Origin of the sequence: Yoonia sp. F2084L (assembly GCF_023015625.1) — a bacterium.
Classification (GTDB): domain Bacteria; phylum Pseudomonadota; class Alphaproteobacteria; order Rhodobacterales; family Rhodobacteraceae; genus Yoonia.
This window is the reverse complement of record NZ_JALKAH010000001.1, coordinates 321,666-344,826: the sequence shown is the minus strand read 5'-3', so window position 1 is coordinate 344,826 and position 23,161 is coordinate 321,666. Positions and strand designations below refer to the sequence as shown.

Annotated in this window: 26 protein-coding genes; 18 read left to right on the top strand and 8 right to left on the bottom strand. The window is 56.0% G+C overall.

What is annotated here, in order from left to right:
• The 5 genes from MWU60_RS01635 to MWU60_RS01615 are packed head-to-tail and all read left to right on the top strand — an operon-like array spanning window position 1 to window position 4,540.
• Entirely contained in the window at window positions 1-990 is a 990-nt protein-coding gene (locus MWU60_RS01635; RefSeq protein ID WP_247225302.1) for an SMP-30/gluconolactonase/LRE family protein, read from the top strand.
• On the top strand, window positions 990-1,886 hold the full coding sequence (gene ltnD / locus MWU60_RS01630; protein WP_247225301.1) for an L-threonate dehydrogenase: 897 nt from the start codon (window positions 990-992) through the stop codon (window positions 1,884-1,886). The genes MWU60_RS01635 and ltnD overlap by 1 nt, the downstream gene beginning before the upstream one ends.
• The gene (otnK, locus tag MWU60_RS01625; protein ID WP_247225300.1) at window positions 1,886-3,139 is read left to right on the top strand and encodes a 3-oxo-tetronate kinase; all 1,254 of its coding nucleotides are present in this window, start codon (window positions 1,886-1,888) and stop codon (window positions 3,137-3,139) included. Before ltnD ends, otnK begins: the two co-directional genes overlap by 1 nt.
• Window positions 3,129-3,779, top strand: coding sequence for an aldolase (locus MWU60_RS01620; protein ID WP_247226133.1), 651 nt, complete (start codon window positions 3,129-3,131; stop codon window positions 3,777-3,779). The genes otnK and MWU60_RS01620 overlap by 11 nt, the downstream gene beginning before the upstream one ends.
• The gene (locus MWU60_RS01615; RefSeq protein WP_247225299.1) at window positions 3,776-4,540 is read left to right on the top strand and encodes a TIM barrel protein; all 765 of its coding nucleotides are present in this window, start codon (window positions 3,776-3,778) and stop codon (window positions 4,538-4,540) included. Before MWU60_RS01620 ends, MWU60_RS01615 begins: the two co-directional genes overlap by 4 nt.
• A gap of 170 nt (window positions 4,541-4,710) precedes the next feature.
• Here MWU60_RS01615 and MWU60_RS01610 read toward each other — a convergent pair whose 3' ends face one another.
• Entirely contained in the window at window positions 4,711-5,793 is a 1,083-nt protein-coding gene (locus MWU60_RS01610) for a LysM peptidoglycan-binding domain-containing protein (protein ID WP_247225298.1), read from the bottom strand.
• 273 nt (window positions 5,794-6,066) lie between these two features.
• Here MWU60_RS01610 and yghU point away from each other — a divergent pair, with 273 nt between their 5' ends.
• From yghU to ilvN, 4 genes are all read left to right on the top strand, one after another.
• Window positions 6,067-6,912, top strand: a complete 846-nt coding sequence (gene yghU, locus MWU60_RS01605) for a glutathione-dependent disulfide-bond oxidoreductase (protein WP_247225297.1) — start codon at window positions 6,067-6,069, stop codon at window positions 6,910-6,912.
• Window positions 6,913-7,083: 171 nt separating this feature from the next.
• Window positions 7,084-7,758, top strand: coding sequence for a hypothetical protein (locus MWU60_RS01600; protein ID WP_247225296.1), 675 nt, complete (start codon window positions 7,084-7,086; stop codon window positions 7,756-7,758).
• 294 nt (window positions 7,759-8,052) lie between these two features.
• Window positions 8,053-9,807 (top strand): acetolactate synthase 3 large subunit, encoded by a 1,755-nt coding sequence (locus MWU60_RS01595; protein WP_247225295.1) that lies wholly within the window; start codon window positions 8,053-8,055, stop codon window positions 9,805-9,807.
• Between the two features lie 80 nt (window positions 9,808-9,887).
• Window positions 9,888-10,448: an acetolactate synthase small subunit gene (gene ilvN / locus MWU60_RS01590; protein ID WP_247225294.1), complete on the top strand. Its 561-nt coding sequence runs from the start codon at window positions 9,888-9,890 to the stop codon at window positions 10,446-10,448.
• A 24-nt stretch (window positions 10,449-10,472) separates the two neighbouring features.
• On the opposite strand, the gene MWU60_RS01585 is transcribed toward ilvN, so the two are convergent.
• Both MWU60_RS01585 and MWU60_RS01580 read right to left on the bottom strand, forming a co-directional pair.
• Window positions 10,473-10,712 (bottom strand): hypothetical protein, encoded by a 240-nt coding sequence (locus MWU60_RS01585; RefSeq protein WP_247225293.1) that lies wholly within the window; start codon window positions 10,710-10,712, stop codon window positions 10,473-10,475.
• A 240-nt stretch (window positions 10,713-10,952) separates the two neighbouring features.
• Window positions 10,953-11,195, bottom strand: coding sequence for a hypothetical protein (locus MWU60_RS01580; protein WP_247225292.1), 243 nt, complete (start codon window positions 11,193-11,195; stop codon window positions 10,953-10,955).
• 329 nt (window positions 11,196-11,524) lie between these two features.
• Between MWU60_RS01580 and MWU60_RS01575 the strand changes: the two genes are divergently transcribed.
• From MWU60_RS01575 to MWU60_RS01560, 4 genes are read left to right on the top strand one after another with little or no spacing between them, the layout of a single operon-like run.
• Window positions 11,525-12,679: an aromatic ring-hydroxylating dioxygenase subunit alpha gene (locus MWU60_RS01575; protein ID WP_247225291.1), complete on the top strand. Its 1,155-nt coding sequence runs from the start codon at window positions 11,525-11,527 to the stop codon at window positions 12,677-12,679.
• Complete coding sequence (locus MWU60_RS01570) at window positions 12,676-12,885, top strand: hypothetical protein (RefSeq protein WP_247225290.1); 210 nt, start codon at window positions 12,676-12,678, stop codon at window positions 12,883-12,885. Before MWU60_RS01575 ends, MWU60_RS01570 begins: the two co-directional genes overlap by 4 nt.
• A gap of 59 nt (window positions 12,886-12,944) precedes the next feature.
• On the top strand, window positions 12,945-13,886 hold the full coding sequence (locus MWU60_RS01565) for a nucleoside hydrolase (RefSeq protein ID WP_247225289.1): 942 nt from the start codon (window positions 12,945-12,947) through the stop codon (window positions 13,884-13,886).
• 1 nt (window position 13,887) lies between these two features.
• The gene (locus tag MWU60_RS01560; RefSeq protein ID WP_247225288.1) at window positions 13,888-15,291 is read left to right on the top strand and encodes a protein adenylyltransferase SelO; all 1,404 of its coding nucleotides are present in this window, start codon (window positions 13,888-13,890) and stop codon (window positions 15,289-15,291) included.
• Here MWU60_RS01560 and MWU60_RS01555 read toward each other — a convergent pair.
• From MWU60_RS01555 to MWU60_RS01540, 4 genes are all read right to left on the bottom strand, one after another.
• A complete protein-coding gene (locus MWU60_RS01555) occupies window positions 15,266-16,165 on the bottom strand; it encodes a DMT family transporter (protein WP_247225287.1) in 900 nt (299 codons plus the stop codon). The two genes, MWU60_RS01560 and MWU60_RS01555, sit on opposite strands and share 26 nt — an antisense overlap.
• Before the next feature lie 107 nt (window positions 16,166-16,272).
• Window positions 16,273-17,238, bottom strand: a complete 966-nt coding sequence (locus tag MWU60_RS01550) for a DUF3179 domain-containing protein (RefSeq protein WP_247225286.1) — start codon at window positions 17,236-17,238, stop codon at window positions 16,273-16,275.
• Between the two features lie 91 nt (window positions 17,239-17,329).
• Complete coding sequence (locus tag MWU60_RS01545) at window positions 17,330-17,875, bottom strand: peptidylprolyl isomerase (protein ID WP_247225285.1); 546 nt, start codon at window positions 17,873-17,875, stop codon at window positions 17,330-17,332.
• Window positions 17,868-18,374 (bottom strand): peptidylprolyl isomerase, encoded by a 507-nt coding sequence (locus MWU60_RS01540; RefSeq protein ID WP_247225284.1) that lies wholly within the window; start codon window positions 18,372-18,374, stop codon window positions 17,868-17,870. The genes MWU60_RS01545 and MWU60_RS01540 overlap by 8 nt, the downstream gene beginning before the upstream one ends.
• Before the next feature lie 132 nt (window positions 18,375-18,506).
• Between MWU60_RS01540 and MWU60_RS01535 the strand changes: the two genes are divergently transcribed.
• The 3 genes from MWU60_RS01535 to MWU60_RS01525 all read left to right on the top strand — a co-directional run bounded on the left by MWU60_RS01535 (window position 18,507) and on the right by MWU60_RS01525 (window position 20,998).
• Window positions 18,507-19,682 (top strand): phosphoglycerate kinase, encoded by a 1,176-nt coding sequence (locus tag MWU60_RS01535; RefSeq protein WP_247225283.1) that lies wholly within the window; start codon window positions 18,507-18,509, stop codon window positions 19,680-19,682.
• A gap of 92 nt (window positions 19,683-19,774) precedes the next feature.
• Window positions 19,775-19,957: a hypothetical protein gene (locus MWU60_RS01530; RefSeq protein ID WP_247225282.1), complete on the top strand. Its 183-nt coding sequence runs from the start codon at window positions 19,775-19,777 to the stop codon at window positions 19,955-19,957.
• Window positions 19,958-20,068: 111 nt separating this feature from the next.
• Window positions 20,069-20,998 carry a class I fructose-bisphosphate aldolase gene (locus tag MWU60_RS01525; protein ID WP_247225281.1) on the top strand — a complete coding sequence of 310 codons (930 nt, stop codon included), beginning with the start codon at window positions 20,069-20,071 and terminating at the stop codon, window positions 20,996-20,998.
• Between the two features lie 76 nt (window positions 20,999-21,074).
• Here MWU60_RS01525 and MWU60_RS01520 read toward each other — a convergent pair whose 3' ends face one another.
• Complete coding sequence (locus MWU60_RS01520) at window positions 21,075-21,461, bottom strand: VOC family protein (protein WP_247225280.1); 387 nt, start codon at window positions 21,459-21,461, stop codon at window positions 21,075-21,077.
• Between the two features lie 274 nt (window positions 21,462-21,735).
• On the opposite strand from MWU60_RS01520, the gene MWU60_RS01515 reads away from it, so the two are divergent.
• Window positions 21,736-22,035, top strand: a complete 300-nt coding sequence (locus MWU60_RS01515; RefSeq protein WP_247225279.1) for a septum formation initiator family protein — start codon at window positions 21,736-21,738, stop codon at window positions 22,033-22,035.
• Window positions 22,036-22,158: 123 nt separating this feature from the next.
• The gene (gene pdhA / locus MWU60_RS01510; RefSeq protein ID WP_247225278.1) at window positions 22,159-23,160 is read left to right on the top strand and encodes a pyruvate dehydrogenase (acetyl-transferring) E1 component subunit alpha; all 1,002 of its coding nucleotides are present in this window, start codon (window positions 22,159-22,161) and stop codon (window positions 23,158-23,160) included.
• Window position 23,161: the final 1 nt, after the last annotated feature.

The following is a 23,161-nucleotide window of genomic DNA, read 5'->3' as shown; positions in this document are numbered from 1 at the left end:
ATGGACGCTCGCTATGAAAGCTTTGATCCGTCTTTCCTTGACCTGATTGACACCACCCACCGCCCCGAACTTATTGCGGAGGGGATGACATGGACGGAAGGCCCCGTTTGGATGGGGGACCGGCTATATTTCAACGACATCCCGGCCAAGCGGATGATGATGTGGCGTGAAGATCAGGGTGTTGCCACCGCCCTGCCCAACAGTGAATTCGCGAACGGGAACACCCGCGATATGCAAGGTCATATGATATCGTGCGAACATGGTGGGCGGCGTGTCATTCGGCGGCACGATCCAGAGGACGCCGCTGCAATCGAGGTAATCGCCGACCATTATCAAGGTAAACGGCTGAATTCACCCAATGATGTTGTTGTGCGGTCTGATGGGTCGATCTGGTTCACGGATCCACCTTACGGGATCAACTCGGACGTCGAAGGGTATCCTGCCGAAAGTGAAATTGACGGATGCTATGTGTTCTGCGCGGCCACCGACGGGACATTGACAGCCGTTGCAACCGACTTTGACAAGCCTAATGGCCTCGCGTTCTCACCTGATGAAACACAGCTTTATGTGGCCGATTCCGGTGCGATCCGCGGTGCGAGTTTTCCCGGTATCGACTATGATCTGCCGCACCACATTCGCGTTTTTGATGTAAGCGGCATGACCTTGTCGAATGGCCGTGTTTTTGCCGAGATTATGCCGGGTGTTCCTGACGGCTTTCGGGTAGATCACGGCGGTCTTATTTGGACCAGTGCGTTGGATGGTGTCCATTGCCTCGATCATGCGGGCGATTGTCTTGGTAAAATCCGCCTGCCCGCCCAAACGTCCAACCTGTGCTTTGGTGGACCATCCGGTACCGATATGTTTATCACATCCTCGGACATGGTCTGGCGCGTCAGGTCCCATCGAAAGGATTCAACCCACCTCTACCGCCATTCCCTCACGCACGACACGACCAATCACTCACTTACCACATCACAAGGAGCCCAGTGATGGCCATGCAAACGGCAGTAATCGGACTTGGGTCCATGGGCTTTGGTATGGCGCAATCCATACTGCGGGCCGGGCACACAACATACGGCTATGACCTGAGCCCGAAACAGGTTGCTGCGTTCCACCAAGAAGGCGGCGCGTTAGACGCACTGGATCAGATCGCGGGGACCCTCGACGCGGTTGTAATTGTTGTCTTAAATGCAGCGCAAACCGAAGACGCGCTGTTTGGCACGAAAGGCATCGCGGCGTCCCTGAAACCGGGTGCCATTGTCGTGGCCTGCGCAACAGTCGCACCCGACTTTGCACGTGAGATGGAAGCAAGATGCGCAGATTTGGATCTGCTTTATCTGGACGCCCCGATCTCTGGTGGGGCGCAAAAGGCAGCTGACGGCGCGCTCAGCATCATGGCTGCTGGAACGCCGGCGGCATTTAAGGCCGCGGCCCCCATTTTGGATGCAACGGCAGCCACAGTGTTTCGGCTTGGCGACGCGGCTGGCGCCGGTTCCGCAATGAAGGCCGTCAATCAACTGCTGGCCGGTGTCCATATCGCGGCAATGGCCGAGGCGATGACCTTTGGGATGACGCAAGGTGTGTCTCCGCAAACATTTGTTGAAGTCATCAGTAAATGTGCGGGCACATCGTGGATGCTGGAAAATCGCGCGCCGCATATTGTCAATGGAGACTACACGCCGCATTCTTCCGTGAACATTTGGCCCAAAGACCTTGGCATTGTTCTGGATATTGCGAAATCCGCTGGATTTGGCGCGCCCTTGACGGCGGCCGCGATGCAGCAGTTCCTTGCCGCAGCCGGATCAGGTTTGGGGGCTGAAGACGATGCAGCCATAGCCAAAGTCTATGCGCGCAATGCAGGGCTAACCTTGCCAGGAGGTGCATAATGCTTTTGGGTTGCATTGGGGACGATTTCACCGGGTCTTCGGATTTAGCAAATACCTTGTCCAAACAAGGCATGGCTTGTGTGCAATATGTGGGCGTTCCGAACGGCCCTGCCGCTGCGCATGTCGAGGCAGGCGTTGTCGCGCTCAAGTCGCGGTCGATTGATCCGGATGCGGCCGTGCGACAGTCGCTTGAGGCACTGCACTGGCTTCAGGCACAAGGGTGCACGCAATTCTTCTTTAAATACTGCTCGACCTTCGATTCGACACCACAAGGCAACATCGGGCCAGTGGCCGATGCTTTGGCCGATGCTTTGGGGGCGCATAAGGTCATCGTGTGTCCCGCATTTCCGGGCACGGGCAGGTCACTTTATAATGGGCATTTGTTCGTCAATGACGCCCTGCTGAGCGAAAGCGGAATGCAAAACCATCCGCTGACGCCAATGACTGATCCCGACATACGGCGCTGGCTTGCGCCGCAGACGAAACATAGCGTCGGTCATGTCGCGGCGAAGGATGTCTTTGATGGTGCCAAGGCGATCAAAGCGGCGCTCGAAGGTGAACATGCTGCTGGCAAACGTCTGATCGTTGTCGATGCCCTGCGTGATGCCGACCTGATTGAGATTGGCAAGGCCGCTGATCATTTGCCGCTGGTCACGGGTGGGTCAGGTGTTGCACTTGGTCTGCCTGCCAATTTCGTGGCGCGCGGCGAAATCGCGCAAACGGCCACGCTTTGGCGCGGGCAGCCGGGCAAATGTGTGGCGCTTTCAGGATCATGTTCGACTGCCACACGGCAGCAGATAAAGCTGCATCGCCAAACCAATCCTGCGTATGAAATTGACGCAAGCGACGTCATCACAGGTGCCCTTACGCCGCAGACTGTTACAGACTGGATTTTGCAGGCTGAAGCTGTCCCACTGGCTTATAGTTCCGCTGATCCGCAAGCTGTCGCCTCTGTGCAGGCACAATTTGGTCGCGAAAAAAGTGCCACCGCACTCGAAGCATTCTTTGCCACGCTTGCGCAGCAATTAGTGAACGCAGGTATTGGCAAAATCCTGACCGCGGGTGGCGAAACATCCGGTGCCATCGTAGAAGGTTTACAACTCAAGACGCTTGAGATCGGACCGGAAATCGACCCCGGCGTGCCCGCATTGCGCGGCGGGGACAATTTGGTGATCGCATTGAAGTCAGGGAACTTCGGCGCCGAGGACTACTTTGCCAAGGCTGCAAATGTATTGGGGCGTGATCATGACTGAGGCCGCCTTGCGCGAACAGATATGTCTGCTTGCAAAATCCATGTTCGATCGTGGTCTGACAGGCGGATCAACAGGCAATATCTCGGCCCGCACTGCGGACGGTGGTTTGCTTGTATCGCCAACCGGCACAAGTTTCGGCCGTCTTGACCCTGCGCGTCTGTCGCGTTTCGACCGTGCTGGCAGATTTATGGATGGTGACCCGCCGACCAAGGAAATGCCGTTGCACACAGCCTTTTATGACACCCGCAGTGCGGCGGGTGCGGTTGTGCATTTGCATTCATGCCATTCGGTTGCGCTGTCGATGATGCCTGATGCAGACCCGGATAATTTTCTGCCTCCGCTCACGCCATACGGGATCATGAAGCTGGGTAAGGTCCAATTGCTGCCGTTCTTCCTGCCCGGTGACCCCGCTATGGGACAGGCCGTGCGCGGCCTTGCTGGAAAACGCAGTGCTGTCATGCTGGCCAATCACGGGCCGGTTGTTGCGGCCAAAGATGTTGAGGCCGCCTGCAATGCAATAGAAGAACTTGAAGACACAGCGCGTCTTGCGATGCTGACGCGCGGGATGCATCCAAACGGCTTGACGCCTGCGCAAGTCAACCAAGTGGTGACCCGTTTTGATGTGGAGTGGGACGATTGACAAAATTCTCGGCAAACCTTGGGTTTCTCTGGTCGGATTTGACTCTGCCTGATGCAATTCATGCGGCCAAAGCCGCCGGTTTTGACGCAGTCGAATGCCATTGGCCTTATGATGTCCCCTCAGGCGACGTGCTATCCGCATTGCAAGAAACGGGCTTGGAAATGCTTGGACTAAACACGCGACGCGGGAAACCTGACAAAGGCGACAATGGCCTGTCTGCCCTACCCGACCGCATACAAGAAGCGCGCGCCGCTATTGACGAAGCACTTGCCTATGCTGTGGCAATCAACGCTGCCAACATTCACGTCATGGCAGGGTCTGGTGCAGGTCAAACCGCCCACGATACATTTGTGGCGAACCTGCGCTATGCAACCAAACTGGCGCAGGCACATGACATCACGATCCTGATCGAGCCGCTGAATGGCTACGATGCACCAGGGTATTTCCTCAGGACAACGCAACAGGCAAAGGCCATTATTCAAGAGGTGGCGGTGCCAAACCTCAAATTGATGTTTGATTGCTACCATGTCCAACTGACCGAAGGCGACCTGACCCATCGGTTGCACGACTTGCTGCCGCTGATCGGGCATATTCAGTTCGCGTCAGTACCCGACAGGGGCGCGCCTGATCATGGCGAAGTGAACTATGACTACATTTTTGAAGCAATCGCGCAGGCGGGCTTTGCCGGACCTCTCGGGGCCGAGTATAAACCGGTTGGCCCAACCAGCGGCACGCTTGGCTGGCTTCAAAAAAGAGGGTAGATGGCTCAAGGCGCATGTGTCGATTTTGGATGGCTGCGTCTCATAGCCTGATGAGGTCGGTGCATTTTGCAACATCGGTCAAAATGGGCTCTTCGCCGCCATTCAGACCAAACATAAAAATACCCCGCGCCTTAAGAGACGCGGGGTCGTTTGTCGATAAAGCAGTGCGACTAGTTTTCAACCGTTTCCTGAATGCTTTCGCGCACAATGTTGAACCATTCACCCGACAACCGCAGTTCTTCCAGTCCGGCATTGATGATCGGCAAGGCCTCGTTGGCGAACGCATTGTCCTTGGACACAAAGATATGCGACGACACGGATCCACTTAGCGGTTCAAGCTTCGTAATCCGGTCTTCGAAACCAGACTCGCGAATGTCTTCCTCTGCTGGCAGCGTGTCGTAGGTCATCACGTCAACTTCGCCATTTGCCAAAAGCTGTACACACTCCTGCTGCGACACCGGGGTCACATAGGTGATGTTCGGCGCGACCAACCTTTCCGCCTCAAGATCAAAGGTAAACCATGCTTCGGGACGGCAGATGCGTGCGCCGAACAGGTCCGCATGGCTGGTTGCTGAGGCATATGGGCTGTCAGCAAGCGTAAAGAAATCCACCAGGATTTCGTAAAACGGCTCAGAGTGGTTGAAATCGGTGCAGCGGTATGCGCTGGCCTCAGAGAGGTTATCAACCAGATCACAGTTTGGCAGGAACCACGGGAACGCCATATCAATGGCACCTGTCGGCAGCAGCGTTTCCAGATGTGAGCCCCAGTCGTTGATGAAAATCAGGTTGTACTCCTGATCAGGGTTACCCAGTTCCATGGACCGCTCCACCATTCGCGTAATCATCCCGCCACCGGGCAGGTCTTCATCCGTGAACGGCGCATACCCGGTGCCCGTTGTAATGCGCAGCGGGCGGCTGGGGGTCGAGGTGGTCGGCGCAGGTGTGGCGGGTCTTACAACAGAAGAAGCCGTCGTCGTTGTGGCGTCTGGTAGCGAACCATCGGCACACGGAATGCGCAGCACTTGACCAACCTCAAGCAGGTTGGGGTTTTCCAGGACGTTGGTGTTGGCGTTGAACAAAAACTGAAAACCGCCTTCAACATCGGCAGCCGACGCGATCCGGCTCAGCGTGTCGCCTCGCACGACAGTGTAGTTTGTACATTGTTCCTGTGCCTGAATCTGCGTGGCCCCGAATGTCATAAAGCCTGCAGCCGCGGTCACAGCCATAGCGACGCTAGTCGAACCTTTCGTCATGATTTTTCCTTTTTGAAATCAAAGCGCAGCTGCGCCGGGTTGTATTATCAACAGACCATACTCGCATCACTTATTAATAAGCGTGCACTATCAGGCGGAAAAAGGCAAAATGTTGACGAAATCGCGGCTAATGCAAATCGACCCGCGTGTCTTGCACATGTGCGCGTCCTCTAAATCGTTTCACTTAGGTGTGATTGTTTCAGGCTTGAGCCTTGCTCCCGCGACAATCCGTCCCACATTGCAACCAGTAACCATATCAAGATCGGAAGAATAATGTCTGAAACCCCCGCTTATACCCCGCCTGCAGTCTGGACATGGGACACCGAAAGCGGCGGAAAATTTGCAAGTATTAACAGACCTATAGCGGGGTCCACCCACGACAAAGACCTTCCCGTTGGCAAGCATCCCTTGCAGCTTCATTCGCTCGCCACACCCAACGGTGTGAAAGTCACCGTGATGCTGGAAGAGCTGTTGGCCGCCGGTCACGCCGCTGAATACGACGCTTGGTTGATCAACATTCAGGAAGGCGATCAGTTCAGCAGTGGGTTTGTCGATGTGAATCCGAATTCCAAGATCCCTGCCCTGTTTGACAAAGACACCGGCGTGCGCGTGTTCGAAAGCGGCGCAATCCTGTTGTATCTGGCCGAAAAATACGGAGCCTTCCTGCCCACAGAAATCACAGCACGGACCGAGACATTGAACTGGCTCTTTTGGTTGCAAGGCTCCGCCCCTTATCTGGGTGGCGGTTTTGGCCATTTCTACGCCTATGCCCCGGAAAAGTTCGAATACCCGATCAACCGCTTTGCAATGGAAGCCAAGCGTCAACTTGATGTGCTAGATCAAAGACTTGAGGACTGCGAATACCTGGGCGGCGATGCCTATTCCATCGCTGATATGGCGACGGCACCTTGGTATGGCGCCTTGGTCAAGGGGCAGGTCTATGAGGCAGCAGAATTCCTTGATGTCGCGTCCTATGAACATGTCAATCGTTGGGCCGATACGGTAATGGCGCGCCCGGCTTACTTGCGTGGCAAGAAGGTCAATCGTGCCTGGGGCGAACCGTCCGAGCAAATGCACGAACGCCATGAAGCCTCTGACTTTGAAGACAAAACCGCATAGCTTAACTCGACGTTAATCGTTGACAGAAATTTGATAATCAAATTATGGTTGAAATGTGTCAAGATTTTTTCAGCGTGATGAGTTGCATTTCCAAGTGTTCGCCTAGCACCATTTGATCCGGTGCCATTGCAAGCGGGTGCTTTACTGTAATATTTTTCTAAGGCCTGCCGAATGCAATTCACCGAAATCGTCAACGCCCTGTCCAGCGATCCACAGCAAATGGCGAAAAGCATATTACGGCTGTTTCATTTCGCAGGGCTCGCGCTTGGGCTTGGTGCTGCGACGGTTCTTGATCTTATCGTATTGCGCTTTTTCATGATGCGCCGGGTATCGACGAACGGATGCGAAATTTTTCACTTTTGCGCTAATTTGGTGCTCGTGGGCATCATAATGATGTGGATCACCGGCATTGGCTTCCTGCTGTTCTATCAGTTTTATGATCCCGACCTGCTGATGAATGAGAAGGTCTGGGCCAAGGTGGTGATTGTCTGCATTCTGACGCTGAATGGGGTTTTCGTGCACCGGTTTATCAGCCCCTTCATTACCAATCGAACCGGTCATATGCTGATGGACGGTATTCCGCTGCAACGCAAACTGGCACTGATTACGGTCGGCGCTGTATCTTTTGTGTCCTGGTATGGACCGCTGGCGATCGCAAACCTGCCGCAGTTGAATTTCAGCGTGCCGATGCTCCAGATCCTTGCGGTCTATGCGGGCATACTGGCGACTATTCTTATCGCCGCCTATATTTTTGCCTGGATCAGTCAGCCCAGAGCGGTCGAAAAGCCCGTCAAACCAACGCCCCGGCACAGCAAGAATATGAAGCGCTCAAGCTCAGTGGTGTAAAGGCAGTCACGGCTGCCTTGCAGTCTTTGACCAGAGCCGAGCCTCACCAGCCGAAACAAAGTTGCAAAAAACCGCCCTCAAACGACATTTTCTCCATTCGGACTGTTGACCCCCCTCAGCGCCCGGATTAGTGTCTGTTCACGAGAAGGAACCCCAATGACACACGTCGTACTAATTGTGAGAAAAACGCGCATGGGCCGGTAACGGTAAGACCATAACGATCCCATGCGCCCCCGACACACTCGGGGGTTTTTTTATGACTACGGCAAAGAGAAGCGATAGGACGCGAGACAGATGACAAAAGCCATGACGGGCGCAAGAATGGTTGTTCAAGCACTGATTGATCAGGGCGTGGACACGGTCTTTGGATACCCCGGTGGTGCCGTCCTACCGATCTATGACGAGATTTTTCAGCAAAACAGCATCAAGCATGTGCTGGTCCGCCATGAACAAGGGGCCGTGCATGCCGCCGAAGGTTATGCGCGGTCCACGGGCAAACCCGGTGTTGCTCTGGTGACATCCGGCCCCGGTGCAACCAATGCCGTGACCGGTCTGACGGACGCCTTGATGGACAGCATTCCGATTGTTGTGCTGACCGGTCAGGTGCCGACCTTCATGATCGGCTCTGATGCGTTTCAGGAATGCGATACCGTGGGCATCACCCGCCCCTGTACCAAGCACAACTGGCTGGTCAAAGAGACTGATAAGCTGGCGTCCGTGATGCACGAGGCGTTCCATATCGCCACATCCGGTCGTCCGGGCCCTGTTGTGATCGACATTCCAAAGGATGTGCAATTCGCCACCGGCAAATACACCGAGGCACGGCAGGTCGAGACGCACTACAACCCGCAGGTCAAAGGTGACATGGAAATGATCGCCGAACTGGCGGCGGCGATGGAAACGGCCAAGCGACCCTTGTTCTACACCGGCGGTGGCGTGATCAACTCTGGCCCCGCAGCGTCACAGTTGCTGCGCGAGCTGGTGGCCGCAACCGGTTTCCCGATCACATCTACGCTGATGGGTCTGGGCTGCTATCCTGCATCCGGCGAAAACTGGCTGGGTATGCTTGGTATGCACGGGTTGTACGAGGCCAACATGGCGATGCACGACTGTGATCTGATGATCAACATCGGCGCGCGGTTTGATGACCGTATCACGGGTCGTCTGGATGCCTTCAGCCCCAGTTCAACCAAAGCACATATCGACATCGACGCGTCATCCATCAACAAGGTGATCAAGGTCGATATCCCGATTCTGGGCGACGTGGCCCATGTGCTTGAGGATTTGTTGAATGTCTGGAAGGCGCGCGGCCGCAAGACGGATAAAGAGAATGTCCAGAAATGGTGGCACCAGATCAACGACTGGAAGAAAGTCGACTGTCTGGCGTTTGAACAAAAAGGCAAGGTGATCAAACCGCAATACGCCCTGTCCAGACTGGAAGAGCTGACCAAAAAGCACGACCGCTACATCTGTACCGAAGTCGGCCAACACCAGATGTGGGCCGCGCAATACCTCGGGTTCGAAGACCCCAACCGCTGGATGACCTCCGGGGGTCTGGGCACGATGGGCTACGGTTTCCCCGCTTCCATCGGTGTGCAGATGGGCCACCCTGATGCGCTGGTCATCAACGTCGCAGGCGAGGCATCATGGTTGATGAACATGCAGGAACTGGGCACGGCGATGCAATACGGCCTGCCCGTCAAACAGTTCATCCTGAACAACGAACGTCTGGGCATGGTGCGCCAATGGCAGGAACTGCTGCATGGTGAGCGTTATTCATCCAGCTGGTCAGAAAGCCTGCCTGATTTCGTGAAACTGGCCGAGGCATTTGGCGCGAAGGGCATCATCTGCTCCGATCCCGATGATCTGGACGACGCGATCATGGAGATGCTGAACCATGACGGCCCCGTCCTGTTTGATTGTCTCGTCGAAAAGCATGAAAACTGTTTCCCGATGATCCCATCAGGCAAGCCGCACAATGAGATGCTGTTGGGCGAGAACGCGGACGTGGCGAATGCGATCAAGTCCGATGGCGCGGTGATGGTGTAATGCCACACTGTACGTACAGCATCTGTACAGGTGCTGTACACCATCTGCACAACGAAAATTACGCTTAAAAGGGACAGCACATGTCACCGCTCAAAATCAAAAAAGGCGCCACCAGCCACTCTGCATACGACCTACGGCCTTCGTTTTCGGACAAGGAAGAACAACACACGCTGGCTGTTCTGGTCGAAAACGAACCGGGTGTTCTGGCCCGCGTCATCGGGCTTTTCGCAGGGCGCGGCTATAACATCGACAGCCTGACCGTGGCCGAGGTGGATCATCTGGGCCATCGCAGCCGCATCACGATTGTCACCACCGGCACGCCGCAGATCATCGTGCAGATCAAGGCCCAGCTAGGCCGCATTGTTGATGTGCATAAGGTCAATGATCTGACCGTCGAAGGCCCGTCTGTCGAACGCGAACTGGCACTTTTCAAGGTTCAGGGCACCGGCGATCACCGGATTGAAGCAATCCGTCTGGCTGACATTTTCAGGGCAAATGTGGTTGATAGCACCTTGGAATCATTCGTTTTTGAGATCACAGGTACATCCGAAAAGATCGACGCTTTCGCCGAACTGATGCAGCCTTTGGGCCTGCAGGAAATTGCCCGCACCGGCGTCGCTGCCCTATCGCGCGGCAACTGACGCCAGAACGGGCAAGCGCGCTGGTCAGTCATCGTCGATGGTAATGTCGATCCGTCCTTCCTCATCGGCATCGACAACGTAATCGTTGTTGGTGTCGATGATTGAAAACTCGACCGGGCTCAAATCGTCATAAGCGAAGCGCATTTCCTGATAGGTCATGCCTTCCGCGCTTGAAGGGTTGTCGAATGAGTAATCGTTCGTACCGCAACCACCGAGCGCAACAGCACCCAAAATCATCAATGAACCAATTTTGAAGAAAGTCATATCAAGCCCCTTTCGGACATTGGTTGTGAGTGGACCGCCGGGGCGATAAAGCCGCCTGCGGAACCTACAAATTCAACGTTTCGGGGATCGTTTTTTGTCGGTCACAAACCCGTGACAAAGCCCATTCAACGGGAGGTGTTGAATGGGCTCTTGGCAGCCCCCCGCGCCCGATTGGGGCGTGACGCGAGGGACGCGGAATGCGGCTCAGATCAGAGGCTGATCTGAGCCGCGCACCACTCTTTAGGCTGGCAGAAGGCCAGCTTCTGTCGCAACAGTGATCTCGTCTGCATCCAGCAGGCCGTCGCCTGATGTGTCGAGTACTGTGAAATCATCTTCAGTCATCTCAGGCATCACTGCCTGAAGCTCAGGATAGCTGTACATACCGTCGCCGTTGATATCGATCGCGGCGTCTTGGGCAAAGCCGGGAACAGCCAGCGCGGTCAGAACAGCAATTGGTGCGATCAGCTTAAGTGTACGTGTCATTTTAGTTCTCCTATCAGGACATGAAGAAGGCTTTGTTGCCTTCACCGAAACAATTGGTCGTCCTTTCCCAACCTTTCCATAGCTGCCGAGAAAAGAGAAGGTTTGCGGCGCTCTTGCGCCAAATTCTGTGTCAGTGATGCGCAAAAGCACGCTGACAATTTGCGGCAATCGCGCAACAGGCAATTCTTTTCCTAGCCACTTTGGGGCGAGTGGCAAAAAACGGCCCATGCCCCCGTTTCATGTCGCTGTGAGAAAAGCTGCTGTCGCGCCCGAACCGGACCGGCGCCGTCCTGCAATGGTATGAAAGCCCAAGCATAAGGAGGGATGTAATGGCCAAGGATATGATCCTGAACACGCTTGATGCGGTCCGCAAACCCATTGAACAGGCCAATGGCTTGCCGAATGCCCATTATACTGATCCCGGTATCTTTGCGCTTGAGAAAGACGCTGTTCTTTGCGCCAATTGGGCCGGGCTGGCGGTGGCTGCCGATGTGCCCGAGCCCGGCGATGCGAAACCTATTGAATTTCTTGGGATACCCTTGCTGCTTGTCCGCGACCGTCAGGGTCAGGTACGCGTGTTTCAGAACATCTGCCGTCATCGGGGGATGATCCTTGTTTCCGAGCCCAAGAAGATCGAAGGCGCGATCCGCTGCCCTTATCATTCGTGGTGCTATTCAACCGATGGCAAGCTGGTCAGCACGCCCCACGTCGGCGGCCCCGGTCATAATACGCATGAGGCTATCGACAAATCCCTGCTGGGCTTGATCGAGGTCCGCAGCCATATCTGGTTTGACACAGTCTTTATCAACATCGACGGCAACGCCGCCCCCTTTGAGGAGGTCCACGCTGATTTAATCGCCCGCTGGTCCGACTTTGATCAGCCGCTGCATCATGGTGGTGCTGACAGCACCTTTGTCCTTGAGGTGAAAACCAACTGGAAGCTCGCCGTCGAGAATTATTGTGAAAGCTATCACCTACCTTGGATACATCCCGGACTGAACAGCTATTCGCGGTTGGAGGATCACTATAATATCAACGAGCCGGGCAAGTTTTCGGGCCAGGGCACGCTTGTCTATCGCCAGTTAACGGGCAACGATGGCGCTGTCTTCCCTGATTTTGCGGATCTTGATGACAAATGGACAGAGGGCGGCGAATACATCACCGTTTATCCCAACGTGTTGCTTGGCGTGCAGCGCGACCATGCTTTCGTGATTGTGCTTGAGCCCGTGACCCATGACACGACGCGCGAGCATGTTCACCTTTACTATGCCGCCCCGAAAACAGACGACGTTCTGCGCCACAAGAACACCGCGCAATGGCGCGAGATATTTGAAGAGGACATCTTTGTTGTTGAAGGCATGCAAAAGGGTCGCCATGCGCCCGATTTTGACGGTGGCCGCTTCAGCCCAGCAATGGACGGTCCCACCCATTGCTTCCATGATTGGGTGGCTGGCGAGATCGCGGCGCATCTGACGGGTCCATGACCGTACTCCAAGACCGGTTGCTTGACGCACATGCCCGCAATGATCGCGCAGCGTTGGTTGGGCTGTACACCGAAGCCGCGGATGCGACCCGTGACGTTGACGCGGCGTGTTTCTTTCTCACCCACGCCTATATCTTCGCGCTTGAGTTGGGCGATCCCGCCGAACAGCCACTTTATCGGCGTCTGAAGGACCAAGGACGCGTCTGACCCCTTGCCCCCATCCTGTCTTCGGCCCACTTTAGAGATGAGCAGAACAGGACACAGCGATGCCCCCCCGCAAGATCATCATCGACACTGACCCCGGCCAAGACGACGCGGTGGCGATCCTGCTCGCCCTTGCGTCGCCCGAAGATATCGAGGTGCTGGGGATTACAGCTGTTGCAGGCAATGTGCCCCTGCCGCTGACCCAGAAAAACGCGCGGATTGTGTGTGAACTGGCGGGCAAGCCAGAGACGAAGGTCTTTGCGGGTTGTGATGCACCGATGAAACGCAAACTGGTCACGGCAGAACATGTGCACGGCAAGACGGGCCTTGATGGCCCGCAAATGGCCGACCCGACGATGCCCCTGCAGGACCAGCACGCTGTCGACTTTATTATCGAAACGTTGCGAAATGAACCATGTGGCACAGTCACCCTCTGCCCCATCGGCCCATTGACCAACATCGCAACCGCATTCGAGCGTGCCCCTGACATCGTTGCACGCGTGCAAGAGATCGTGCTGATGGGGGGAGCCTATTTCGAGGTGGGCAACATCACCCCGACGGCCGAGTTCAATATCTACGTGGACCCTGACGCCGCCAAGATCGTCTTTGGCGCAGGTGTTCCTTTGGTGGTCATGCCACTTGACGTCACCCACAAGGCGCTGACCACCCGCAACCGCATTGACGCGTTCCGCTCCATGCATACCAAAGTGGGCGACATGGTCGCCGCATGGACCGATTTCTTTGAACGCTTCGATATGGAAAAATACGGCTCTGAGGGTGCGCCCCTGCACGATCCCTGCACCATTGCCTACCTGATTGAACCACAATTGTTCGAGGGCCGCCATATCAATGTGGAAATCGAAACCGAGAGCGAGCTGACCCTCGGCATGACAGTTGCAGACTGGTGGCGCGTCACGGACCGCCCGGCCAATGCGATGTTTATCAAAGACGTTGATGCCTCCGGTTTTTACGCGCTGCTCGCCGCCCGTCTGGCCCGGCTTTAGAATGCGTATCCCGTTCGATAACTCCTACGCGCAACTGCCGTCGCAGATGTACACGGCGCAACTGCCCACGCCGGTGAAAGCGCCGCAGATGATCGTAGCCAATGCTGATCTTGCGGCGATCCTTGGGATTGATCCGGCCGATTTGTCCGCACCGGATGCCGCGCAGGTCTTTGCCGGCAATCACATCCCCGATGGGGCAGCCCCGCTTGCGCAGGTCTATGCGGGCCATCAATTTGGCAACTGGAACCCACAACTGGGCGACGGTCGTGCGGTGCTTTTGGGCGAGGTGATTGATGCGGACGGCATCCGCCGCGATGTCCAGCTCAAGGGTTCTGGCCCAACCCCCTATTCGCGCAGCGGCGATGGTCGCGCGTGGCTTGGTCCGGTGATGCGCGAATATCTGATCAGCGAGGCGATGCATGCAATGGGCGTGCCAACAACGCGTGCATTGGCTGCGGTCACGACGGGTGAGGATGTTTACCGCGAAGAACGGCTGCCCGGTGCCGTCATCGCCCGCGTCGCCCAAAGCCATATCCGTGTCGGCACGTTCCAGTTCTTTGCCAGCCGTGGCGACACGATGGCGTTGCACGCACTGACCGATCATGTGATCGCGCGGCACTATCCACAGGCGAATGGCCCAGCAGAACTGCTTGATCTGGTGATCGCGCGCTATGCGAAACTGATCGCCAAGTGGATGGGGCTGGGTTTTATCCACGGTGTGATGAACACCGACAACGTGTCAATTGCCGGTGAAACCATCGACTATGGCCCTTGCGCTTTCATTGACGGCTTCCACCCTGACAGCGTCTTCAGCGCCATCGACCAATACGGGCGCTACGCCTATTCCAACCAGCCCGGCATTGGGGCGTGGAACATGGCGCAGTTCGCCACCGCATTGATCCCGCTGATGCCCGATCGTGAGGCCGCGATTGAGGAGTTCACGGCAGCCGTGCACCGAATGCCCGCGCTCTACGAGGCGGAATGGCTGAAGGTTTTTGGCGCAAAGCTGGGCATCGCAAACCCGGTCGAAGATGACCGTGCGCTTATCACCGATCTGTTGGATCTGATGACCAAAGATGGGGCGGATTTTACGAACACCTTCACCAGCTTGTCACGTGACCAATTCATCAACCGCGACGCGTTTGATGTTTGGGCCGACCGTTGGCATCTGCGAAGGCCAGAGGATGCAGAAAACCTCATGGCGCAGGCGAACCCGCAGATTATCCCGCGCAATCACCGTGTTGAGGAGGTGATCGTTGCAGGACGCAATGGCGATTTTGCGCCTTTCCATGCGCTTTTGGCGGCTGTCACATCGCCTTATGCACCGCTGACAGATGAAACGACACACTTCGCGCGTGCGCCCAGCAAAGATGAACAGGTTACGCGAACATTTTGCGGGACTTAAGCGGACGATTGATCAACAAGATACCCAATGCGACCAAGACAAGCGCGGCGATCAAGCTTGGCCCGATGTCCTCGCCCAGCAAAAGCCAGCCCAGGCCAACCGCCAGCACAGGTGACAGGAAACTGAACGACGCGACACCAGAGGCGGGATAGATCGACAACAGCCAAAGCCAGAAGATAAAACCGGCACTGACCACGACCACGATCTGAAAGACCAACCCGGCAATATGGATGGGTTCAAGGTCGCGGATAAATGGCCCAAAGAACAGCGCTGCAATCAGCAAGATCGGCGCAGACACCCCCACCTGCCACATCAACTGTATCTCGGGACGGACCCGCGACAGTGACGAAGCCTTGGCCAAAAGTGCAGTCAACGCCCAACCCACAGCGGCACCAACAGCCGCCAGATCGCCCCAGAAACTCCCTGCCCCGTCGTCCCGAGACAGGATCGCGAGCGCCACACCAGCCAGCGCAAGCCCCAGACCCAGCGCCTTTATCGGTGTCACCCGGTCATCAGGAATCACAAAATGCGCCATGATCGCGAGCCATACGGGCATTGAGTAAAAGATCACGCTCGCACGGCTCACAGCTGTCAGATCAAGAGCTACGAACAGGCACAGAAACTCGAACGCGAAAATGCCGCCCATCGTGAAACCCGCAAGGCGCGTTCCCTTCTCAAACCGCAAAGGAATGCCGCGCCAGCGCAGCCAAAGCCAGATACACAGCACCGCCCCGGCCGACCGGAGACCTGCAAAAAAGACCGGTTGTAACCCACCATTGGTGACTTTGATCACGACCTGATTAAACGCCAACAAAAGTGCAAAGCTGGTTAGTGCCACCGCCCCGAACAGATCAATTTGTGATTTCTTTTCCATCCGCGCAGATCATGCGCGCAAGGTCAGAGTGTCAAGCCAAACCCCTGACTTTCTTCGTCTCTTCAAACTTCCGCCGGAGGCATCACCCCCCTCAACACAGACAGGCGCTAGTTGCCAATCATCCACTCGCCTTCAGGCCAGAACGCATGGAAGGCAAAGGCAAACATGACGTCATGCGGCAGATCGTTGCCCGCCGCGTCACGCACCCGCACGTTGCCAACCTCTTTTCCCGCGCCAATACTTGCTGTGTCCAAAGCCGAGGCCTGCCCTTGCGTCCAGCTGAACATGACCCCCGCTTCAGTCAGTTCACCCTCCTCAGCCAATCGCGTCAGCGGCCAGGCCTGATCGCCCACGCGCACCACACGGGCGAGTGCTGGAATGTCATGAGGTGGCATTTCACCTGAATAAAGAAACGGACGGTTGGAACTGTCATAGCGCACATAGGGATTGGCCCCATAGTTGCGGTTGAACGCTGGCTGCGTCATCACCAGCCCATCGGGATTGCGGGTCGAAAACGCCTCCCAGCTTTCCATCCAGCTTGGCAGGCTGACCAATTCGGTCCCGGTCAGATCACCCACGATTGCCTCGCCAATGGCCTGCTGCCACCAGCTTTCGGTTTCGCGGTCGTACATGATCATGTCAGAGTTGCGCAGCTTGCCCGAGACACCAAAGCTCAGCGTGCCTTGCGCGACCCGGCGATCAAAGGTGATGCCTGAATTGCACAACGGGCAGAAGGTGACGGCGACAGGAATACCCCCGACCTCGTCATTCACGATCTCATGCCATGTCAGATATCGGATTGGATAGGCACGTGGGACCTCCCCTTCGATTTCTAGCGTGATGACAGGTTCGCGCGGCTCCAGGTTGGGTTTGTCCGCGACAGCCACAAAGGAAGGATCATCAATCGCAGGGATCCCGTCTTTGGGCGGGCCGCCGGACATGATTTCCACCCAGTTGTCGATGCTGGTGTTTTCAAAGTCCGTGTTCGGCCACTCGAACGACCAGAACTCTGGGCTGGCCACTGACATGCTGGCCGCCGTGCAAAATGCAGCGATTGTGGGGATCAGGCGCATTGGTCACTCCTTACAATTTGGTGCAGGGTGTCCGATTGCGTGCCGTGCGCCTAGCCCCCTCGCGGATATGTGAGGGGGCCGGACTGTTTCGTTAGTCGGTGACGCGGACCGCTGCCATCATGTCAGGCTTGCCGATCACGGCGCCATTGGCACCGGTCCCGCGTTTGATCTGATCGACCAGTTCCATGCCTTCGGTCACCTCACCGACGACGGTGTACTGCCCATTCAGGAAATACCCCGGTTCGAACATGATAAAGAACTGGCTGTTGGCTGAATTCGGGTTCTGTGCACGCGCCATACCGATAACACCGCGTTCAAACGGGATGTCGGAAAACTCAGCCGGGATATCGTCAAACGCGGACCCACCGGTGCCCGCGCGCGACAGATCACCGCCCATCACGCCGTTTTGGACGTCGCCGGTTTGCGCCATGAAGCCATCAATCACCCGGTGAAAGACCACACCGTTATAGCTTCCCGCTTCTGCAATCGCCGTGATTTGCGCAACGTGTAGCGGTGCTGTCTCTTCAAACAGATCAATGACGATTGTACCGTTGGCTTCGCCTTCGATGTCGATCTCAAGACCGGCACCCAAAGCAGGCGCTGCCAGCACGGCCAAAACTGCGGCCAGCTTATACATCGGCAGCCACTTTCACGCTGATCATGCGATCAGGGTTCATTGGTGGTTCGCCCCGCATGATGGCATCGACGTGCTCCATGCCGGACATGACCTGCCCATAGACGGTATACTGGCCGTTCAGGAAATCATTGTCTTTGAAGTTGATGAAAAACTGGCTGTTGGCCGAGTTCGGGTTCTGCGAACGTGCCGCCCCAATAGACCCACGCGCATGTGGAATTTTTGAGAATTCAGCTGGCAGGTCGGGCAGATCTGACCCACCCGTGCCCGCGCGCCCGATGTTGAAGTTGTCTTCCATATTGCCGTTGGCCACATCGCCCGTCTGGGCCATGAACCCGTCAATCACCCGGTGAAAGCAGACGTTGTCGTACTTGCCCGCGCGTGCGAGCTCTTTCATACGTGCCACATGTGCAGGTGCCACGTCTGGCAACAACTGAATAACAACGTCGCCGTCTTTCAGCGTCATGATGATTGTGTTCTCGGGGTCTGTGATATCGGCCATTGGGCACTCCTTGATTTCGCGTTTGTCCCTCACATATGGCCCAATTGCACGATTGCCAAGCCGGTCCGGTTGACGCGGGCGCGCGATTGCCGCAACACCAGTCTGAAATCAGATACCGACAGGAGCACGAAAATGGCTTGGAAAACACTTGATGATATGGATTTCGCAGGCAAGCGCGCGCTGGTCCGCGTGGATATCAATGTGCCTGTCGAAGATGGTGTGGTCACAGACACAACCCGGATTGAGCGGATCATACCTACGGTAGACGACATTCAGGAAAAAGGCGGCAAGGTCATCCTGATGGCCCACTTTGGCCGTCCGAAAGGGCAAGTTGTGCCCGAGATGTCGTTGGAACACATCGCCCCTGCCGTCGCTGATGTGCTGGGCCTGCCAGTCACTTGGGTCAATTCCGACTACGGTGATGCCGTAGCCGAGATGGAAGGCGACGAGGTCTTGTTGCTGGAAAACCTGCGCTTCAATCCCGGCGAGGAAAAGAACGACGCAGGCTTCGCCAAACGTCTTGCGACGCTTGGCGATATCTATGTGAATGATGCCTTTTCCGCCGCGCATCGTGCCCATGCCAGCACCGAAGCGATTGCCCGCTTGCTGCCCGCCTGTGCGGGCCGTTTGATGGCCGAAGAACTGGGTGCTTTGGAAAAAGCGCTTGGCACGCCCGAACGCCCTGTCGTTGCGGTTGTGGGTGGGGCGAAGGTTTCGACCAAGCTGGACCTGCTCGGTAACTTGGTCGGCAAAGTCGATCATTTGGTGATCGGTGGCGGCATGGCGAATACGTTTCTGGCCGCCCAAGGTATCGACGTGGGCAAATCACTGTGCGAGCATGATCTGGCCGAAACAGCCCGCGAAATTCTTGGCAAGGCCGAGACCGCAGGTTGCGAAATCATCCTGCCGCGCGACATTGTCGTTGCGCGCGAATTCAAAGCAGGTGCCGAAAGCGAAACGCTTGCCCCTGACGCCTGCCCTGCTGATGCGATGATCCTTGATGCGGGACCTGCGACCGTCGCCTACATCAACGAGACTCTGGAAGGTGCCAAGACACTGGTCTGGAATGGCCCACTTGGTGCCTTCGAGATTGAACCTTTTGATGCGGCGACAAATGCAGCGGCTGCAAAGGCTGCCGAACTGTCCAAAGCGGGCAAGCTGATCTCGGTCGCGGGCGGCGGTGATACGGTTGCCGCCCTGAACCAAGCCGGTGCGGCAGATGATTTCACCTATATCTCGACCGCTGGTGGTGCCTTTCTGGAGTGGATGGAAGGCAAGGAATTGCCCGGCGTCGCAGCACTCGGCTAATCAACAATGCTTTCAAGCAATAGACGCATAAGCAGCGTCATTTTTCAAATCTCTTGTAAATTGAACACTGTTCATATTCAAAGGAGTGAACCATGGCCCATATTTCGAAGCTGACTGCAACCACCGCACTCGCCCTTATCATCGACGCACGGTTTGGCGCACGCGGCGTGGCGGTGGCGCAGGCCTGGAACGCCGTTGCCGCCGAAATGCAGCAGCGCGCAATCACCGACTGGATCAACGCCGATCTACCCGGTCGTTACCTGACGCAGAACTAAACACGCACTGTTTGCGATAACATCGCGCCCGGTTGCGCTAACACATTTGCAACCGGGCCAATCGCCCCCTATCGCTGCTTTAAGATGTAGTGACGCCAAAAGGGGCCAGTGATGAAAACCACCAGAACCGTTCAGAAGATCCTAGCCAATTACGAAGGTGAAACACCCGGTGTGAAGGCCAAACTGGCCAGCATCCTGATGAACGGGAAATTGGGCGGCACCGGCAAGATGATCATCCTGCCCGTCGATCAGGGGTTTGAACATGGACCGGCCCGGTCGTTTGCGCCCAATGCCCCCGGCTATGACCCGCACTACCATTACCAACTGGCGATTGATGCCGGGCTAAATGCCTATGCTGCGCCTTTGGGTATGCTCGAAGCTGGCGCGGATACCTTTGCAGGGCAAATCCCGACAATCCTGAAAGTGAATTCGGCCAATTCACTGATCCCGAATGAGGCCCCAAAGACGCAGGCGATCACCGCATCCGTTGATGACGCGCTGCGCCTTGGCTGTTCCGCGATTGGCTTTACGGTCTATCCCGGTTCTTCTGCCGCACTGAATATGTTTGGTGATATCGCCGAGATGCGAAAAGAGGCTGCGGCCAAAGGCATTGCAACGGTCATCTGGTCCTATCCCCGCGGCGAGGCTTTGGACAAGGACGGCGAAACAGCCATTGATATCGGCGCTTATGCCGCGCAGATCGCGGCGTTGCTGGGCGCGCATATCATCAAGATCAAGCTGAGCACGGACCACCTGAGCCTGCCAGAGGCCAAGAAGGTCTATGAGTCTCAAGAGATCGACATCGCCACCCAAGCGGCCCGCGTGCGTCACTGCGTACAAAGCGCCTTTGACGGACGCCGTTTGATGGTGTTCTCGGGCGGTGCTGCGAAAGGTGCGGATGCGGTGTATGACGACGCCCGCGCCATTCGTGACGGCGGCGGCAATGGGTCGATCATCGGACGGAACTCGTTCCAGCGGGAACGCGGTGATGCGCTGGCGATGTTGGGGAAACTGGTGGAGATTTATCGCGGGAAGGCCTAGAGCCGCTTGCCTGCTTTGCGGGACAAAGCGACGTTTGAGACTGCCTGCCTCCGCGCAATTGACAGGATAGGGCCAATCACACTTGATCTGAGGCTGAATGGCAGACCGCCTCAATGTTATATCCGTCTGGATCAAGCAGAAACGCTGCATAATAATTTGAATGATATTGGGAGCGAATGCGCGGAGCACCGTTATCCGTTCCGCCCGCTGCAACGCCTGCTGCAAAGAAGGCATCGACAGCCATTCGCGAAGCTGCGCTAAACGCGAAATGAGGGCGCGGAACCATCGGTTTTCCCATGGAAAGCCAAATATCACCCGCTGGATCGGCACTTTTTCCGTACCCATCCTTAACGGCAAGGCTAACAGAACTAGAGCTGTCATTTACAAGGACATAGCCGAGAGCCGCCAAAGTCTTCGAATAAAATTCCTTACTTTTCGCCAGGCCACTAACCGTAATTCCCATGTGATCAATCAAAATATTCCCCTCACAGTCCGCCAAAATGCGGTAGTCTTGGTAGCGTACGCCGTGAGCTAAAAAATTGGGAGAGATAGTGCGAATACGAGTTAAACTTGTAGCTCCTTCCCAGTCGGTTTGGGCTCAAAGCTGACATTCTCACAGGGTATTCTAGTCCGATCCAACATAAACTGACCTTTCGCATTTAGGGGATTCCCTTTCCGAATCAGATGTGCGATTCTGACTGAAGTCGCCCGTCAGAGGTGGCACTTGAGGCAGATCAATGATCCGACGCAGCCGTCCACAGCTTGGCGCTCTTTTCTACTTCCTTGGCATGATCATGCTGGGGCTTTATTTCACGTTCGCTGCCGTGCAGGGCGACTATGGCCTGTTCAAACGGATCGAAGTGAAGGCCGAAGGTGACGCCCTGGCTGTTGAGCTTGCCGCCTTGCAGGAAGAGGTAGCGCAGATGGAAAACCTGACATCGCGCCTGTCTGATAACTTCCTTGATCTGGACCTGCTGGATCAACAAGCGCGCGATGTGCTGGGCATGATCCGTGCGGACGAAATCGTTATTCGCTAAACGCAACGCGGCTATTCCGGCAGCACTTGACGGTAGGTCACTTTCACACTCGCATTTTTTCTGCACATGGTCTAAAAGATAGTTTAATACTAAACTACTTAAGAACACGCTGGAGGATAGCACATGCCGCCCAAGAAGGCCGCCGCGAAACCCAACGTCTCAGCCGAGGAACTGCTGGGACATTACCGTGAAATGCTGCTGATCCGGCGATTTGAAGAGAAAGCAGGCCAGCTTTACGGCATGGGCCTGATCGGCGGCTTCTGCCACCTTTATATCGGACAGGAAGCGGTTGTTGTGGGCCTTGAGGCCGCAGCCGAAGAAGGCGACAAGCGCGTCACATCCTACCGCGACCACGGTCATATGCTGGCCTGTGGCATGGACCCCAAGGGGATTATGGCCGAACTGACGGGCCGCGAAGGTGGTTTTTCGAAGGGTAAAGGCGGCTCCATGCATATGTTCTCGAAAGAGAAGCATTTCTATGGGGGCCACGGGATTGTGGCCGCTCAAGTGCCATTGGGTGCGGGTCTTGCTTTTGCCGACAAGTACAAAGGCAATGACCGCGTGACTTTCACCTACTTCGGTGATGGTGCTGCGAACCAAGGTCAGGTTTACGAGACGTACAACATGGCTGAGCTTTGGGACTTGCCCGTCGTTTTTGTTATTGAGAACAACCAATATGCGATGGGGACATCGGTTCAGCGTTCCACGAAATCACCTTCCCTGTGGGAGCGCGGTGCGGCTTACGGCATTCCGGGTGAAGAAGTAGATGGTATGTCCGTTCTAGCGGTCAAGGAAGCTGGCGAGCGTGCGGTTGCGCACTGCCGTGCAGGCAAAGGGCCCTACATTCTGGAAGTGAAAACATATCGTTACCGTGGCCACTCCATGTCGGACCCGGCCAAGTATCGCACCCGCGAAGAAGTGCAGAAAATGCGCGACGAGCGTGACCCGATTGAGCAGATCCGCGATATGCTGCTGACTGGCAAACATGCCACCGACGATGACCTCAAGGCCATCGACAAGGAAATCAAAGCCATTGTGAACGAAGCCGCCGAGTTTTCGAAAGAAAGCCCAGAGCCAGCTTTGGACGAGCTTTGGACAGATATTTACGCAGAAGTGGAGGCGTAAG